Annotated in this window: 23 protein-coding genes and 1 pseudogene; 14 read left to right on the top strand and 10 right to left on the bottom strand. The window is 35.6% G+C overall.

Annotated elements, in window-relative coordinates; all coding sequences use genetic code 11:
* Window positions 1-74 precede the first annotated feature (74 nt).
* Both HU823_RS19625 and HU823_RS19620 read left to right on the top strand, forming a co-directional pair.
* On the top strand, window positions 75-551 hold the full coding sequence (locus tag HU823_RS19625) for a hypothetical protein (RefSeq protein ID WP_197223136.1): 477 nt from the start codon (window positions 75-77) through the stop codon (window positions 549-551).
* A gap of 48 nt (window positions 552-599) precedes the next feature.
* Window positions 600-1,043 (top strand): hypothetical protein, encoded by a 444-nt coding sequence (locus HU823_RS19620; RefSeq protein ID WP_197223135.1) that lies wholly within the window; start codon window positions 600-602, stop codon window positions 1,041-1,043.
* Window positions 1,044-1,388: 345 nt separating this feature from the next.
* On the opposite strand, the gene HU823_RS22185 is transcribed toward HU823_RS19620, so the two are convergent.
* The 3 genes from HU823_RS22185 to HU823_RS19605 all read right to left on the bottom strand — a co-directional run bounded on the left by HU823_RS22185 (window position 1,389) and on the right by HU823_RS19605 (window position 4,496).
* Entirely contained in the window at window positions 1,389-1,520 is a 132-nt protein-coding gene (locus tag HU823_RS22185; RefSeq protein WP_255548991.1) for an AbrB/MazE/SpoVT family DNA-binding domain-containing protein, read from the bottom strand.
* A 391-nt stretch (window positions 1,521-1,911) separates the two neighbouring features.
* Window positions 1,912-3,723: a hypothetical protein gene (locus tag HU823_RS19610; protein ID WP_197223134.1), complete on the bottom strand. Its 1,812-nt coding sequence runs from the start codon at window positions 3,721-3,723 to the stop codon at window positions 1,912-1,914.
* A 563-nt stretch (window positions 3,724-4,286) separates the two neighbouring features.
* Window positions 4,287-4,496 carry a helix-turn-helix domain-containing protein gene (locus tag HU823_RS19605; RefSeq protein WP_197223133.1) on the bottom strand — a complete coding sequence of 70 codons (210 nt, stop codon included), beginning with the start codon at window positions 4,494-4,496 and terminating at the stop codon, window positions 4,287-4,289.
* Between the two features lie 116 nt (window positions 4,497-4,612).
* On the opposite strand from HU823_RS19605, the gene HU823_RS19600 reads away from it, so the two are divergent.
* From HU823_RS19600 to HU823_RS19585, 4 genes are all read left to right on the top strand, one after another.
* On the top strand, window positions 4,613-5,092 hold the full coding sequence (locus HU823_RS19600; protein ID WP_197223132.1) for a competence protein CoiA family protein: 480 nt from the start codon (window positions 4,613-4,615) through the stop codon (window positions 5,090-5,092).
* 162 nt (window positions 5,093-5,254) lie between these two features.
* Window positions 5,255-5,656: a hypothetical protein gene (locus tag HU823_RS19595; protein WP_197223131.1), complete on the top strand. Its 402-nt coding sequence runs from the start codon at window positions 5,255-5,257 to the stop codon at window positions 5,654-5,656.
* Window positions 5,657-5,659: 3 nt separating this feature from the next.
* On the top strand, window positions 5,660-6,112 hold the full coding sequence (locus HU823_RS19590) for a hypothetical protein (protein ID WP_197223130.1): 453 nt from the start codon (window positions 5,660-5,662) through the stop codon (window positions 6,110-6,112).
* 16 nt (window positions 6,113-6,128) lie between these two features.
* Window positions 6,129-6,866: an IS110 family transposase gene (locus tag HU823_RS19585; protein WP_197223142.1), complete on the top strand. Its 738-nt coding sequence runs from the start codon at window positions 6,129-6,131 to the stop codon at window positions 6,864-6,866.
* Between the two features lie 114 nt (window positions 6,867-6,980).
* Here HU823_RS19585 and HU823_RS19580 read toward each other — a convergent pair whose 3' ends face one another.
* Window positions 6,981-7,583, bottom strand: a complete 603-nt coding sequence (locus tag HU823_RS19580; RefSeq protein WP_197223129.1) for a hypothetical protein — start codon at window positions 7,581-7,583, stop codon at window positions 6,981-6,983.
* Window positions 7,584-7,748: 165 nt separating this feature from the next.
* Between HU823_RS19580 and HU823_RS19575 the strand changes: the two genes are divergently transcribed.
* On the top strand, window positions 7,749-8,285 hold the full coding sequence (locus HU823_RS19575) for a hypothetical protein (protein ID WP_197223128.1): 537 nt from the start codon (window positions 7,749-7,751) through the stop codon (window positions 8,283-8,285).
* A 79-nt stretch (window positions 8,286-8,364) separates the two neighbouring features.
* A pseudogene (locus HU823_RS19570) lies at window positions 8,365-9,715 on the top strand (IS3 family transposase).
* Between the two features lie 25 nt (window positions 9,716-9,740).
* Here the strand turns inward: HU823_RS19570 and HU823_RS19565 are convergent.
* Window positions 9,741-9,869, bottom strand: a complete 129-nt coding sequence (locus HU823_RS19565; protein ID WP_197223127.1) for a recombinase zinc beta ribbon domain-containing protein — start codon at window positions 9,867-9,869, stop codon at window positions 9,741-9,743.
* 115 nt (window positions 9,870-9,984) lie between these two features.
* Between HU823_RS19565 and HU823_RS19560 the strand changes: the two genes are divergently transcribed.
* Window positions 9,985-10,419, top strand: a complete 435-nt coding sequence (locus tag HU823_RS19560; RefSeq protein ID WP_197223126.1) for a hypothetical protein — start codon at window positions 9,985-9,987, stop codon at window positions 10,417-10,419.
* Between the two features lie 478 nt (window positions 10,420-10,897).
* Here HU823_RS19560 and HU823_RS19555 read toward each other — a convergent pair whose 3' ends face one another.
* On the bottom strand, window positions 10,898-11,404 hold the full coding sequence (locus HU823_RS19555; RefSeq protein WP_197223125.1) for an SMI1/KNR4 family protein: 507 nt from the start codon (window positions 11,402-11,404) through the stop codon (window positions 10,898-10,900).
* Window positions 11,405-11,884: 480 nt separating this feature from the next.
* On the opposite strand from HU823_RS19555, the gene HU823_RS19550 reads away from it, so the two are divergent.
* Window positions 11,885-12,352: a sigma-70 family RNA polymerase sigma factor gene (locus HU823_RS19550; protein WP_197223124.1), complete on the top strand. Its 468-nt coding sequence runs from the start codon at window positions 11,885-11,887 to the stop codon at window positions 12,350-12,352.
* 476 nt (window positions 12,353-12,828) lie between these two features.
* On the opposite strand, the gene HU823_RS19545 is transcribed toward HU823_RS19550, so the two are convergent.
* Window positions 12,829-13,065 (bottom strand): hypothetical protein, encoded by a 237-nt coding sequence (locus HU823_RS19545; RefSeq protein WP_197223123.1) that lies wholly within the window; start codon window positions 13,063-13,065, stop codon window positions 12,829-12,831.
* A gap of 169 nt (window positions 13,066-13,234) precedes the next feature.
* Here HU823_RS19545 and HU823_RS22180 point away from each other — a divergent pair, with 169 nt between their 5' ends.
* The 4 genes from HU823_RS22180 to HU823_RS19530 all read left to right on the top strand — a co-directional run bounded on the left by HU823_RS22180 (window position 13,235) and on the right by HU823_RS19530 (window position 14,921).
* Window positions 13,235-13,360, top strand: a complete 126-nt coding sequence (locus HU823_RS22180; protein WP_255548990.1) for a hypothetical protein — start codon at window positions 13,235-13,237, stop codon at window positions 13,358-13,360.
* A gap of 220 nt (window positions 13,361-13,580) precedes the next feature.
* Complete coding sequence (locus tag HU823_RS19540) at window positions 13,581-14,030, top strand: hypothetical protein (protein ID WP_197223122.1); 450 nt, start codon at window positions 13,581-13,583, stop codon at window positions 14,028-14,030.
* The gene (locus tag HU823_RS19535) at window positions 14,000-14,314 is read left to right on the top strand and encodes a hypothetical protein (protein WP_197223121.1); all 315 of its coding nucleotides are present in this window, start codon (window positions 14,000-14,002) and stop codon (window positions 14,312-14,314) included. The genes HU823_RS19540 and HU823_RS19535 overlap by 31 nt, the downstream gene beginning before the upstream one ends.
* A gap of 145 nt (window positions 14,315-14,459) precedes the next feature.
* Window positions 14,460-14,921 carry a hypothetical protein gene (locus HU823_RS19530; protein ID WP_197223120.1) on the top strand — a complete coding sequence of 154 codons (462 nt, stop codon included), beginning with the start codon at window positions 14,460-14,462 and terminating at the stop codon, window positions 14,919-14,921.
* Between the two features lie 106 nt (window positions 14,922-15,027).
* Here HU823_RS19530 and HU823_RS19525 read toward each other — a convergent pair whose 3' ends face one another.
* The 3 genes from HU823_RS19525 to HU823_RS19515 all read right to left on the bottom strand — a co-directional run bounded on the left by HU823_RS19525 (window position 15,028) and on the right by HU823_RS19515 (window position 16,240).
* Entirely contained in the window at window positions 15,028-15,192 is a 165-nt protein-coding gene (locus HU823_RS19525; RefSeq protein ID WP_197223119.1) for a hypothetical protein, read from the bottom strand.
* Window positions 15,193-15,386: 194 nt separating this feature from the next.
* A complete protein-coding gene (locus tag HU823_RS19520; protein WP_197223118.1) occupies window positions 15,387-15,710 on the bottom strand; it encodes a hypothetical protein in 324 nt (107 codons plus the stop codon).
* Window positions 15,711-15,787: 77 nt separating this feature from the next.
* Window positions 15,788-16,240 (bottom strand): DUF3888 domain-containing protein, encoded by a 453-nt coding sequence (locus HU823_RS19515; RefSeq protein WP_197223117.1) that lies wholly within the window; start codon window positions 16,238-16,240, stop codon window positions 15,788-15,790.
* Between the last annotated feature and the right edge of the window lie 110 nt (window positions 16,241-16,350).

Raw genomic sequence — 16,350 nt, 5'->3', positions numbered from 1 at the left:
GCCTTGATACCTATCGGATAGAACAAATGACGAAAGAGAAAACTATCCTTAATTAAAGTTTTTTGGAGGATTTTATGAAAAAGACACTATGTATTATGCTTATTCTTTGTCTTGTATCTCCTTTAGGCGTTCAAAAGGTTGCTGCAGAAAGTGATTTTGAACTTTCAAAGTCTGAAATCAATATTTTAAGTATTCCAAACGTATTGAGGTATGATTTTCTTATCACTAATAACACTCCATCCAAAGGTTTAAAACATCCAGAATTTCGTGGACATTACTATCCTCAGCCTTCAATGGAGATTGCAGTTATTCCGGGAAAAAAACTTTCTTCAGTAATGAGCAGATTCCCGAGATCTTCAACGTTTAAGTTGAATCCAGTTGGCGGATCTTCTCAAGGTGATCTAAGGACGCAAAAAAAGGTGTTATTTAGTGTAGAATACAAGATTAAAAAGAATGCTGACTTAAAAAAAGTAAGAGAATATGCTACGGATAGTACGGTCATTATTTTCGATGGTCTTAAAGAAGTTGCTGAATTTCCACTAAATAGGTAGAATCCTTCTGTATCAGCTCTGTTTTTGTGAGTATAAGGAGTGGATAGAATGACTACTAGAAAATTGGTTGTTTGGAAACCTAAAGATGGACTAGAAGGGCCATTACACTATGTTGAAGTTAGGTTTGCAGATGGATTGCAGCTAATATTTGAAGATGAATCTAACACAGAAATTAAAATCATTTATAACCAAAATATCAATAGTAAATTTGTTTTGGCATTTGGATTTACAGATGACTTAAAAAGAGGTGACTTAGCTAAGATTGCTCTTGAAGCGCGAATAGAGTATTTCGATACTATTAAGGACAAACCATGGTATTTCTATAAAATGATTAATTCTGATTTCATCCAGTGGTTTGATCAATTACCGGGTCCCGGTTCCAATGAAATATCTAACATTCAACATTTTATATTTATGAGCTCTGAAGAAACCTTTGAAGTGATAGGTGAATACGAACCTATTGTACAAATTAGTAAAAAAAATAGTGTATAAACCCAATAAAGAGCTTCATTTTCATAATGAAGGCTCTTTATTGGGCATCAGCCTTTGGGCTGGCTATTGGTTTTAATCCAGGCTGTGATCTCTTCAAAAGAATATATACAGTTAACAACATCAACCGTTAAGTCTTCATCTGATTTTTGAGGAGCAGTTAAACGATATGTATCTTAGAAACTGAACCATAGAAACAAACGCTGGTTTCAGTTGATGACGAGCGACATTCATTCTCTATCCTTTAATTCTTTAATTGTTTCATCGTACTCGTTCAAGGTACTTTTAAGCACATCAAAGAAATCAAGGCTTAACCCTTCGGATAGAGAAACCTTCCTTCTGCTATCTCTACGTAATCTTTATCACATTGCCTTCTACTTCTACAGCTAACAAATCACCTTGTATAGCTCCAATCTTCCTTAAAGCTTCTGTCATGTTGATCCCTAAGCTATTTCCTACCTTCGTCACTTTACGTTCCATTTCTTTCACCTACCCATTTTTGGATTTCTTCCTTAATATGTTATGTCCATAATGTAAGATGGTTGAACTAACTATACAGTATATACGTGAAATACATGTAAAGTGCATACCAAAACCAAGGGTTTACAAACCCTTGGTTTTGGTATGCAGTACATTGCTTTCAGCAAATGTATGTATATTTTTCAATTGCTGTATATTTAAACTATAAATAGTAGCAGTATTTGTTGAATCCTATTTTTCCATCTATCCCTTTTATATTGTCAATGTTTTGTAAAGTTCATGATGTATCGTACTTCTACGATTAAATGGTAAAAACTCTTTAACACTAACAATGATAACAACATATATGTCATTGTTAACATATATGAAATAATAGTGGTGAAGGATAATTCTATACTTGGTTAATACTTTTTTCTTTTAACCAATTCAGCATCTTTTCATCGTTATTTTTATTCTGACGCTTGTTTTCCCCTCGTATATAGCGCGAGAGGGTGGTGTGTGCGATTCCAATTTCACTTGCCGTCTGACGAATACTGACCTTTAATGAATCAATCATGTTCTTCATTGCTTCAGGTGTTAATGTAATATCTTGAGTCTTGGTGAACGGAGTAGCTTGTTCATTAGAATCATTCTTAGAGATTTTAAAGCTTTCAACTGTAGAGGCTGTCTCTTTTTGGGCACCTTCCCATGGGGTCCCGTATGGTAAGTTCAATGTTTGTTCCTCACTCATCTTCTGTATGCGTGCAATGATTCTTTCATCGTAACCAGCATTTGAAGAGGAAAGGAGATTCTTTTGATTCTCTTTGACGACTGAATCATTTGGAAGAATGATCACGTTAATCTTAGACCAATAGTTAGTAACCCATCCTTTTTTTCCAATGATTTCTTCATCAATTTCTTCTGTATAATGCCAACTTTTAATCACATCGTCTTTTTGGAGTTCATCGAGTACATTCTCAAACTTATCTCTAATTTGAACGCCGTTGTAACGAGAAGAGATGTCCATAACCTTTAAAATGGTAGAAACTTTAAAGGGCTGCTGGAGAGAACGTCGCATCGTTCGAATCTTCCACTGCAGGTTCAAATACCGAGCTAATCTTTTTTGCTCTCTTTGGGTATAGTGACTGTATTGAAAAATCTTTAAATCAAGAATTCCGATTGAACGATTCGGTCCCTCTAAATACGGTGTCAGGATTGAAGTTGGCTTTACCTGTACCGCATAAATACCTTTGGCTTCGCCCGTTTTCTTGTCATACGCCACTCGTATCTTGCCGATCTCGAACATACGTTGAAAGTCTTTGAACTTATAAAGTTCATTATCTTCCATTTCTTCAGCATTAATGACTTTAATTTTCTGATCACCAAGAGATACCCAAATAGAAGAAAGAGCAGCAACTCGCTTCATAATATTGAAACGGTCTTCCTCGCGAAAGTCGAGTTCGCGACCATTAGAGGTACGTTTTTTTAAGTTTCTAAGACGTAAGGCATCATTACTATGAAACTCTATGTATCCTTCATTGTCTTTCTGGGAAACCATCCAAAGGTATGTAATCAGATCAAAGAGGTCGGCTGTCATCTCATCTAGAGAACTAAGCGTAGATTCGATGAGTTCGAGCCACATTTCTTGCTGATCAGCTGCTAATTGAGGAACGCTTGCATTGTTTGGTCGCAGCTCGGCCATTCCTCTAACTTTTCCTTTGTTATCGATGATCTCCGTTGCAAGGTATCCTGCGTCACCTGGTTTATATTCTTTTTTCTTTGTTACAATATCACGCATCAAGTGAAAGTCCATATCCATGCTGGAATAGATGTAATCCCGGTCTAAGGCTTCCTCTATTTTTTCTTCATTTATGCTGCGTTTAATCTCAATATTCGGAAATTCTTGCTGAAAATTTCCGGTCAATAATATTTTTATCGTATCTTTGTAACGTTCGACAGCATCCCGTACCATGTGTTTTGTAATATGCTTGCCAAAATATAGAGTCTGAGTAAACAAGAAAAATAGTGCACGGAAACTGGAGCACATCATCTCACAGGGGACTTGGTTCTTAATCTCTTCGTCTGTCATAAGGTACGCATCTTTGTACCATTGTTCCAAAACGTACGGACGATCCTCAAATAAGTGTTTGGTTTCTTCAAAGATTACAATTTTTAGATATTTATAGTTTAGTATCAATCGATCAGGCATATCCTCATATTTCATATAAGACACCCTCTCTGTATTAGTTGTTAAAGAGGAGAAAGATTTTCGTTAAATGCACCACTCAAGTTATTATAGCAACATTTGCACCACTCATAGTTAGAAAATGCACCAAATACTTTACTTTTAACATAAAATTTGCACCAAAAACAGAAGTTTGAGCGAAACCTGTGTACTATTAATGCACCAATATCAGGCTTATCTGTTGTTATCTTTAATACGTGATTGTCGAACATACTCAATGATTGCAAAGATAATCTGCTCTTCAATGTCTTCAAAATTTCGATCCAGCAAGAGGCGTTGCTGCTCGAATCAAAACGCTTCGAGTAAATAAGAAACGCGAGGTTTCTTGTAGGCACGGCTATTTGCGACACATCTTTTCCAAACGACATGTTCCAGTTCTTTTGGATAACGGCGATGGAGGATACAATCACGTATGCGTGATCTCTTTATTTCAACATAGCCTTCCCATATATTTTTGTTTACTATCTCAATCCACATAAAAGCACGTGCCTTTTCTTCAATCTCTTTTGCAACATCTGTTGTATAAGACTCCTTTGATTCTCTTACCCCCCTATTGTATGAATGTTTGGAAGTCGTTTTTTTATAAAATCATCCAAGTTTTCTTTTGGAATTAACCAACCTTCTTTTCGATAAGAAGGAGCGATGCCTTGAATGATTCCTTGCCTCAACCAGCGACGTACGCTTTCTTTATGTGTTGTAATTTTATATTCTTTTAATTTCTCAAATGCTCCATCGACAGTGTACATAGTCACAGATAACCACCCCTTAATGCAACAATTGTTTTATTAAATTAGTGACATAATTAAATGGAATAATTTAAAAGGTGGTGTAAAATGTATTATCTTTAAAGCATAGGGGAGGGGCGAGTTTGCTTTACGCTTATGTAAAAAATGTAAAAGATGAAACGGGTTTAGAATATGGCGACATGATTCAAAAAGATGATGAAACGTATATAGTTATTAAATTTATCGATGTTTTGATTAAGCAAATTGAAAGAAAATACAGCTATTATTGCCTCTCTTGCAACAAACAAGTTTATTTTAGGCATTATACAAGTATACATGAGCATTTTTACCATCGAGATAGTCCAGATTACAAGATTCCAGAGAGTATTGAACACCTTTTAGTTAAAATGGAAATCTATAAGTATTTAAAATTAGCAGGCTATGAAGCAAAACTTGAAACCCCTTTTCATCGATATGGTTTATCTGTAAGAGCTGATGTATTTGCTAAATCCGGTATCAATCAGTTAGTTGTTGAGGTACAAGCTTCAAGTAGTAATCGCATAGATACCATAAAAAAAGAAATACCATCTATGCTGCTTCTGGAATACCTACGGCTTGGATAATTGTTTTGGATTCATTTTTAAAAAAATATTTCAGGGACCTATACGAATGAATTAATCAAGCAAGAAGATGGCAGCTATTTAATAGGAAAAATTGACTTACCTTACAACAAACAAGAAGTTATTCAAGTAATCGGCCAAACCCCTAAAGCCTTCGACTTCCTGATGGAGCAATACCATTATGTCATTGCCATTAATAAAGATGGCAAATTCTATTTAATAAGAAAAGATAGTAATGGAACGGTTTATAACATCACTCGAATACCCACTCATGATCTTGTCAAATCCTTAATAGCTACACCTTTAATAGAAATGGACTATGAAGATCCCAAAATTAATTTTTCCCCTAATCAAGAGAAATCAAAGATATTTAAGGGAGAGATGGGATTTGATTTTACTCATTCAGTATCAAGTTTTTCAGAGAGTATACATATTGATTTTCAAAGAGGTTTATTAGATGAATTGGAGCGCCTAAAAAAGGAAATCCCTTTTGATACGGTAGCTCTTATTACTAAAATAAATAAACATAGAGAAAATATAAAACAGCAAATAATCTTAAAAGCTTAAGCAATGGAGAGAGAGTTATTAAATGAACGTCGTTATAAACCAAAGATAGACAAATGGAAACAAAAAGAGGATCTACGATTAAATAAGATAAGTTCAGTCGTTACAAAAATAAAAGAGGATTTTGAAAAAAGACTTATTGAACAATTGAGGTTCATAGAAAATCGGCATTATACAGCGTTGTATGAACTTAAACTATTGAAGATAGAAGACCAGTGGAGGGAGGAACAGTTAACTTCAGAAAGGCAATTAGACCATTTAAAAGAACTTTATCTGCATTTAATAGATAAAGAAGAAATACGAAAAAATTTTAATGATAATAACCCTTATTCCACTGTAGAAGAAAACGAACGAATTAAACAGTCGGCTTTGAAAAGAATACTGTTATTCATGCTTCTATGGCAGCTCGTTTCTCTCTTTTCCTTAATGATTTTTCTTTATACTTTGATTATCGTCTAAGGAAACTTGGTTTCTTATTTGCGATTGTGCTGCAGACTCACTTTCTTCTCCATACTTCAAGTTCAAACATACAGTGGAAGGACTTAAAAACTTTTATGAGTTCTATAGGGAAGTGGAGAAGGAATGTAACCATTCCCCAACAGTGGTTTTAGAGTCTACAGGATATTACCATGAACCGGTGGTTCAATTTTTAGAAAGAAAAGATATCATTTATTTTCTAGTAAATCCAATCGTGTCTCACGGATCTAAAAATACAGGGATGAGGAAAGTTAAAACAGATGCCATGGATGCCGCAAACCTGTGTGAATTATATTATAAGGAAGACCTAATTCCTTATCAGAGAAAAAGCATCAGGATACTGAATTTGCGTCATTTAACGAGGCAGCACGATGCTTTAACCGAGTCCTATGTAGAAGTAAAGTTGAAATTTCAAATCGTACTTGATCAGCTATTTCCGGAATATAAAAAAGTGTTTGGACACATATACTCTAGAGTTTCGTTGAAACTTCTCGTAGAATTTCCTACTCCTGAAAAGGTGTTGTTTGTAGATAGAGAGGTATTGGCTCAGAAGATTAAAGAGAACTGTCAAACAAGGTCTTATGCATGGGCTGTAAAGAAGGCTCATGAATTAGTTAAGGCAGTTTCACAAGATCCATTTTCAACAAACACTCTATCAAAACCATATTATGAGTTTACACATGTATGTGAAACTATTACTAGAATACCAAGATCATCTATCTACATTAAAAGATGAGATAGATGCTCAGGCACAAGAACTAGATGAATATGGTTTTATTCAAAGTATACCGGGAATTGGAGACTTTAGAAGGACTTCCTGTGTTATATAGGAAGTCCTTCTTCTTTTCCTTTAAAGATGCATTGAGATTTCCCCACCTGTGGGTTTGTCACCAAATGGTTTGCTGTATTCTGTAAAAACCAATTGAAGCCCTGAAACATCGTCAGGTAATGCAGGCGATACAGTAAAAATGAACACAAATTGTCCTGTGGAACCACTTCCAGCTTCCCAACGACAATCATATTGATCTCCTATAAACAATTCAAAAAAAGGATGTTGATGGCGGTCATGTGATGAATCCTTCGTAGAATCCCAATCCATGTTAAGATGAATCGTGCTTGCGTTCTTGTACTGCCGAATAAACGTAACTGTATATATACATTCACCCTTTTCAACGGATTTCAAGACAGGGATATGCTTTTTAAAACCATTTGGTTCAATGCGTGGTCTAAAAACTTCGTCATTTCTTAATGTGCCGAACAACGAATGTAATAAATCCTCATACAGTCCATACGTTTTTGCCCAATTGGATAGTTTCTTTTGCGGTGGAAAACCTGGATGATTGTTGGAAACGTCCTTGCGTTGTCTGATTAAGGCACAAATCTGTTCATCAATTGGAAGAACGCCTTCATCATAATGATCCGTTGGTCGTTCAAATGGCATTCGTTTCAACATTTTTCACCTCGTATAGATTATTGGTAAAAGGAATCATCTTGTTTATTTCGATTTTAACAAATAATGGAACAATTAGATAGGTGTGATGAAATTATTTCCAGTTTAACATCATATCTAATTCAACATCATATAAATATCTAGTTGTAAAAAGGGAGTCTTAAACAAATGAAGTTTATTCAGATTTCTGCTTGTTTTTTCTTTATAATGCTGTACGTTTCAACAAGTCGAGTAGCTGCCTATTCAAACGAAGACTTTCAGCACGAAATTAGAAAGTTGGGTTATAAAGAAGTGCAACAAGCTTTAGCGGAGAGCAAAGCACATTATCAACGTGATGTTCAGCTCCCTTTACAGATACCTTCCTTAGCATTTAGTCACAGCTTCGGACGATTTAATAATCTTGAGGGTGAACTAAATGATAGTCTAGACGTTGAATACGTCAATAAAGATTTTCCACAGAATCATTATAAAATGGACATTAGGCCGTTGAAGTACAAATTATCTGTTCCAAAAGAAACGATCGACAAGACGATTGTTCTTGAGAATGGAAAAACTGCCCAAATTCTTAATTCGAAGATCATCAGTGGTTTTTATATTTTGATATTTGAACATCGAGGGTGGCAGTATATGTTGAGTATGGATAAAGAAAATGCAAACCAATTAACCGTATCTCCACTAATCGATATTGCCAATTCGATGAAATAACCTAACTAAAAAACCAACCAGCATTTGAACTGCACCCCAATTGTTAGACACTATTAACAATTGGAGGTGCAGTTATTTTATGACTTCTTTCGAGGCAAAATTACAGGGTGTTCTTGCTTATTTGGAGGGGAAGGCATCGTTCCAAGAAATCGCAAAACAGTTAAATATTAGTTCCACCTCTCTGAAAAACTGGGTAAACCACTATAGGGAAAACGCAGAACAAGGACTCCTCTCCTCCTATACAAAATATGATATTCAATTTAAAATGGACGTACTCAATTACATGAACGACACTGGAGCGTCCCTTATGCAAACGGCAGCTGTATTTAAGATTCCTTCTCATCGGACTATCCTCTCATGGAAAAGGAAGATGGAGGAGGATGGCCTGGACGCTTTGAAACCAAAGAAAAAGGGGCGCGTCCATCTATGAAAAAGAAACCTCAGGAACCAAAGAAGCCAGCACCATCTGAAGTGTCTGAACAGGCATTACAGGCTGAGAATGAACGACTGCGTGCGGAGAATGCCTACTTAAAAAAGTTACATGCCTTAATTCAAGAAAGAGAAAAATCACCGAACAAGACAAAGCGCAAATAATTTACGAGTTAAGGCAAAAGCATATAGTGAGGGATTTAATAAGAGCAGCTGAAATGCCGCGCAGCACGTATTACTACTGGGTTAAACAAATGAACCGACCAGATAAATACAAGGAAATCAAAAAGCTCATTGCGGAAATCTACCACGAGCATAAAGGGCGTTATGGGTATCGCCGCATCACTCTTGTACTGCGCAACAGAGGCATCCGTATCAATCACAAGACGGTCCGCGGCCTCATGGGGAAGCTTGGATTGAAAAGCCTCGTCCGGTTGAAGAAGTACAAGTCTTACCGCGGACAGGCAGGCAGTATTGCTTCGGATAAAATCCAAAGCGATTTCTATGCCTCCAAGCCCCATGAGAAGTTGGCAACGGATCTGACGGAAATCCACTTGCATGGAGAAAAGTTATATTTTTCTCCTGTCATTGATTTATACAATGGTGAAGTCATTGCCTATAACATGGAACGTCGTCCTGTTTATCCTCTGGTTTCTAAAATGCTGGATCAAGTCTTCGAACGCTTGAACGAAGGACTCCCTAATACTCCATTCTGACCAGGGGTGGCATTATCAGATGAAGCAATATCAACACGCACTTAAAAAGAACGGAATCACCCAAAGCATGTACCGCAAGGGGAACTGCCTCGATAACGCAGCCATGGAAAGCTTTTTTGGTGTAGTGAAATCAGAATTGCTTTATTTAAACGAGTTTGAGAGCATGGAACATTTTAAGCGTGAACTGGAGGATTACATCCACTACTATAATCACAAACGGATTAAGGCAAATTAAAAGGCATGAGCCCGATTAAATTCCGAGCGCATACCTCTAAGGTAGCCTAAAATCCTAATGTCTAACTTTCTGGGTTCAGATCACATTCTGGTTGGTTTTTAACAATGCAGAGCAACGATACACACCATATTTATTGTTCTTTGACCCTGCACGATCATAACTCATGTCAGAGCCACAGCTACCACATTTTAAGATTCCGCTCAATAAATGCGTACTTCTTTGAGCTCGAGAAGGTAAAGCCTATACTTAAAAAAACAATAGATGCATTTTCATCCCAGTAGCGTACTCATCATAACGAACATCATAGGGAGTGTTATGCATGAATATCAAAGTTCAATTAAAGGATGACCTAACAAGGTATCATTCATTGCTTACACCAGGTGTGGTCGGTTACACGACGGATCGAAACCCAATCAACGATTGTTTTGTTTATGTCCAGTTTCATTCCATTCGAACGCCACAGAACATCCTTTGGAAGTCGCTTACCATCATCGACGAAGAATATCTGGAAGAGAAGCGAAAAAAACGGGAGAGGATGATCGAAAGTTTAAAAGAGAACAGCAACGTGGAACTGCATTGGCACCACAATGGTTCTTTTAAAAAACTCAGTTATCAGTACAGAAATAAAAAAAATAAAAGACATTTTTTCTGCAATTGTTTTTTCGACCTTTCCGCTGAACTCTATGCCAAAATGAGAAAAGCAGGTATTAAGGTTCGAGAGTTCGGCGTGCCTCAAGATGCAGTAGCTTATTGATTCAACCGCGATTATTATAACGACATCCTTAAAAGGCGGGAAGAACGCTGGAAGGCAATTGTTTCAACTGGTGAGGCCGTTGTAGAATGGAATCGAAACGGTGGCTATGAACGGGTCGAACTTACGTATACCTTGAAAGATGAACAAAAAACAGAGACTTTTTTAAAGCGAGAAAAAGGAATGGAGCTGCTTCTTGAATTGCAAAAAGATAACGTGTCCATCTATCACATCGGAGATCCTCAATATCGCAATAAAAGAATGTTAGGACTTTAAAAAGACCAGCCTTATGCTAACGGGTTCTCTTTTGGAGGAGTAAAACGTAATTCACAAGCCTTTTAGCTGGTGAAATAGCACTATAATTGGATATGTAATAACGTTAAAACGACCAGGTTTTTGTCTGGTCGTTTTCTTATGCCCTTATTCAATTAAAGCACTCGTTAGTTTAAGTACATTTTATCACAAGCGATTAAAACTCTGGTTACAACTCTTTACTTGTCCATTCCCAATATATTTCTCCATTCACTCTTATCATCCGATCCAGCCAAGTGGGAAAATCGCAAAGTAAATCGTATACAGGAATACCCAGTAGAATTAAATGATTCTTATCTGTTGAAAGATCGATGTAAAGTCCGCCTATATCCTGAAAGTAACCAATTGGGAACCAATCGTCTTTATACTTCATTGGTACATATTCACCCGTTTTTACCTTTTCTAATATTCCTAACGATTCTTCTAATGAATGTATACCAAATAAGGTGCCGTATTCCCAAGAAAAGAATTTCGTTCCATTGTGCAGCCGAAGATAATTTTTATAGTCTTCAGGTAAGCTTTCATACGTGCTCAAAACATCTTCATCAATAGGTGGATTAAATGTAAAACTCATATCGAAAAGATGCCCGCCACTTGATTGTATGGTTAGCGAGTTTCTATCGCCCAGCCTATTTTTTAATCCATTCAGGACATTTGGAATACTCGGCTTTGTCAAATTCATCCCTCCAATTGTGTAAATAATTTAACTAAACTGCACGTTTTGTGTAATAAGGTCAGCACTTTTCAAACCTATTTTCATATTCGATTTAACTCTCTTTTAATCCTTTTTCGCTAAAAATGGTAGGTCAATTGACAAGTGAATTCGCATACCAATTCACAGCGTGACGACAGTTATTGTCATCTGGCTAAAACGTGTGTGAATTGGGTAATTAAGCTAATAAAAGTGGTGTTTTTTCACCAAACCCTTATATACTAAGAAAAAATCGCAACAAATAACGCTGCGATTTATAGTGCTAATTACTATGCGATTTGGCTTGTTTTTTCTCGTTTTCTCCCTCAAAAGAGAACCCGTTAGTATAGATCCTCGTCTCTTTTTTTTCATGATTTCATTTTGAGATATTCTTTCGAAAAAAATTGACCCTTTTTCCACATTCTGTCGTCTATTATAAGAATAGGTAGGTGAGAATAATTGGAAATGGAAAAACGGTTACCGAACCATGATGGGTCTCTCAGTAGGGATGAGCTTTTAATCTGGCTCATGGATGAATACGGAAAGCGATTAGTCAGACTCGCATTTATGTATGTCAAGAATGAACAACTGGCTGAAGATATCGTTCAGGATGTTTTTGAAAAATGTTATAAAAACCTTGATCGTTTTCAAAAAAAGTCTTCGTATAAGACCTGGCTTTATCAAATTACTGTGAATAGTTGTAAAGATAAGTTAAAAAGTTGGTCGTACCGCAATATGATCTTCATGGATTTCTTTAGCTTTCAAGCAGAATCTAAAGAGCGTTCTCTGGAAGAAAAAGTCAAGACCTTGTTGATGAGGTATCAATTCTATATTCTGATCAGGAAAAGCCGTACATTATGGTATTTGACGAAGAAAATAAAACGTATTTCTTTACGTTCGAAGGGAATACAGACCATTTATTGTGTTTATTGAAATTTAATCCTCAGGTCAAACATGAATATTTTAAATAGGTTTGTGTTACGTCAACCTTAAGATATTTTTAGATTACCAGTTTTTTTTAACTAATTTCCAGTGATGAAGGTCTCAATGCATGATAAATCTCTACATCGTAACCGTCTGCGTTAAAAAATTCATCGCTTCGGAATAAAAAGAAGCATGAGAACATCTTCTAGTAATAGGAGGTGGTTCTTAGATGAAAGCAGAGAAAATGACGTTGATCAAAGGTGATCAACGTTCTTTTTATGAACTAGAAAGAAGCTCAATCTGTTTATTTCTTTCCTTTGAGCGAACACCCACAGCATAAGTGAAATACTGCTCATTACAAAAAATGCTATTGGCAACAAGAAAAACCAGTCAGGATGATAGTGATGGACGATGGTGTAGTGGCCAATACTAAATATTTCCGTTACATAAAAAAACTCAGTGATGAGGTTTCTTTTTTGTGTTACTCAATCATTTTCTTTAAAGAAGTAAATGGATTCTGAAGTGTGATATTTCTCGTTTATCGCACTTACCATTCCTTTAATTTCAGCCAAGTCTCCGTCAGAAGGTTGGCTCACTTCAAGGCGTTCGAGGAAATGATTCCTATCGAATTGGTATTTATCACTCATTGAATCAGCAACACGCAAGCTTATTAAACCTGTAACTAAGAAAATTAAGAAGCACCAAAACAATTTTGTTTTCAAATTGCATCTCCTCTTTTCATCGTTTTTTCTATTTCGTAATTCTCTTTGAACACACTCATTTCCTTCTGTTGCCTATACACGATAATTATGTAAGAACATTGGACTAGTTCTCGTTTCTTTTTCATATAGTAGAGTAAAAAATCGTAACCAGTTGTTAGGGGGAATCAATATGCTTCATCGGTTACATTGGATACTTCTTACAATTGCTTTTCTGTTTACTCTTGTTATTTATTTGTGGAGCTATACACCTGTCGAATTTGCTCCTATTTATATGAATATAGATGGTACGGAATAGACATTGGGACATCAATACAACGTTTTTGAAGCATTACATCTCTTGCAGAAGCATTATGTAACAAACGCTTCTGTATAGATGGTGACTCGTTGGATAAGAGAAGGTAAGTTACGAGGGACCAGAACAGAAAACCGTAAAAATGGTTATCTCATCGAAGAAGATGACCTTTACGAGTTTATTGAAGAACGAAAACCTGGCATGACACTTCATATAGAATGGCATGACACTTCATATAGAAAATGAACAAGAGAAGGTTGAGAATACGATCTTACCCCATAGAATACGTTCTCAACCAACAACACCACAAAATAACATGATGGAACGATTGGAAAAACATGATCAAGATATCCAGCTGATATTGGAGAAGTTAGAAATACTTTCAAATGATAAGGATTTCTGTCCCCTATCAGCTCCACAGAACATCGATATTGAGGCAAGACAGAATCAACTTGAAGAACGATTGCAAATCCTCTCGAAAGGGGTGGGGCATCTAGAAGAAGAGGTCAATAAAAAGCTAGATCTTTTAATTAGTAACATGGTAAAAACAGAAAACACTTCATCAGATGCTCTAACGGATTCTCCTTATAAAGAAGACATAGAAGATGGGAAAGATCGTTGTACATGGGAAGAGTTTAATAAATGGTTCAACGACATATTCCTGAAGAATTAGATGCTATTAGTCCCTACGTTACAGATGGGATTACTCACTATTACGCCACTCTATTTGAAAACGACAAGGTCAAAAAGGAGCACCTTACACCATCAAGTTGGATCAAATGCCCGTTTGACGAAGGAAGAAAGAAGAAAAAAAGTTTACACGACTTTGTTAAGATGTCTTTTCCAATGTTTCTTTTAAACTATGTGAAAGAACGTTCCCAATCCCAGAAAGATCCAAAGAATGATGATAGCGAACCCACACAATTAGAATATTCATTTTCTAAAAAAGACAAATAAAACGACCAGTCGCTGCTGGTCGTTTTTGTTTGTCTGATATTCGGCAATCGCACCCATTTGTTGAAGAAGAATTAATAAGCAGGAAGAACTCCTGTTTTCATAGAATATTACCAAATATTGAAAAACAAAAGGAAGAGGGATGAATTTGAAAATCAAACTGTTTTACTTCTTTTTATTTTTTTCAGTTTTGGGTCTTATAAGCTTAGAAGTAGCTGGTTCAATTAAATTTCAATATAGTGAAGCAAGGGATAATTTTATTGCACAGCTAGAGATAAGCAAATTTTCTAATGAAGATATTGCTGGGATTGAGGCTTCCATTCAAGATATAAACGAGAAATACCACACTGTTGAATCAATTAGTTTTTCAAAGTATGGAGAAACTAATGCACAAATACAGAATCATCGGAACATTTTAAATGAAGCCTTTACTGTAACTGAAAAATTTGAAATTAGTGATTATACAATTATTCATAGTTATAATCCTGATTGGTATTTCTTGTTCCCAATGGTATTCCTAAGTATAAGCGGAATATTACTTATTGTTTGGTTATCCATTCAGGGGAAAAAGTTATATAAGATGAGCTATTTCTTACTTTCAAATCATTGATAATTAGAATAAAGGTTTTAAATTCCATTTAACCAAAAGTTAGGGGAGTTTAAAACCTTTTTTACTTATTCATCCATCCTGCACGTTTGTTTAATAAGGAAGATCATTACTTTATCAGATAATTTTTAAAAATCTTATGCGGTTGAAGCTCTACTTTTTCATCAGGTACATAACATTCTCTATCATGATATGGCATTTCTAACTCTTCCCATTTAAAATCATCTTCAACGCATTCTATAAATAAATCATATCCTTCACCATCAGAAGGCATTAAGCCTAATCGTGTTTCTTCATACTTTAATGCAACATCCGCCTCTTTCAGTTTCCAATAAAGCTGTTCGATCGGCAGTAAGATAAGCGTTGCTATGCCACATTTGTTGACCGAAAATATGGCTTAATGGCATAGGCTCATCCTCCTCATAAAAACTATTGTTATATACATGAGTTAACTGTTCAAATACCTCTTCAGGACGATCTAAATCTAAAAACGTCCATTCCACTTTTCCAGTACCTTTGTCCGCCGCCCCAAAACTGTGAAATAAAGTTATCATATAATTCATTATTTTCCACAAACAAGTATCTTTCCAACTCATCTTCTATATTCTCAAAATAATAATTGTAAAGTAGTTTATCATCCCTTTTATAAATAAGTTGATATAGATTATTTACTACTTTTTCACTTTTCAATGATTCAAATTTATATTTCTTTGCCTTTTTAGGCTTTAATACTCCATTTACAAACGGTGTCACTGGAATATAAATAGCGCTAAATAACTTTACATTAGCCATTTTTTAATCACCTCTAAATTCTGCTTATGCCTTCACTTTATTAGGAGCGATTGCAGATATTAAAATCAGCATTGTTATTAAATATTACTTTTTCTAAGAATGTGTTGCCAATTAGGTGGCAATTCATGTGTCTCTAAATGATTAAATTGAATTAGTTTTGCTTGTTGTCCAAATCCTTCACCCGACCCGATTTTAAACGTAAGCCTATCCTTTCCAACAGAAATATGTGGTCCTACAACTGGCGTGACTTCAAGAGTTACTATAAAAAGAAATGACCTTCCTTCAAGCACCCTTTTTGCACTAATGATACCTACATCATACGGATATACAATAGGCGTTATATTGATGATTTTTGAGTAATATTCCTTGATTGGTTGATCAATATATGGTGAAAGCAGCGTAATAAATAGATCTTGATAAAGTTCTTCTCTAGAACCTTCAAGAGGCTTTGGAACAGCTTCTGCAAGTGTGTATATACTAATGGTTATTACAATGAATATAGGTACAAATAAAATCAAAATTTTTCTCATTCATTCAGCTCCTTCGAGGGTCATTATGTAATCTCTATTAAGCAAAGCCTTTACTGATTACGTAATGAAGGGAAGAACAGTGCATTGGAAGTGTCTCTAAAATCACATCA

This window comes from Fictibacillus sp. 18YEL24 (assembly GCF_015903855.1).
GTDB classification, from domain to species: Bacteria; Bacillota; Bacilli; order Bacillales; family Fictibacillaceae; genus Fictibacillus; species Fictibacillus phosphorivorans_C.
Note: the sequence above shows the minus strand (reverse complement) of the source record. Positions and strands in the feature narration are given on the sequence as shown.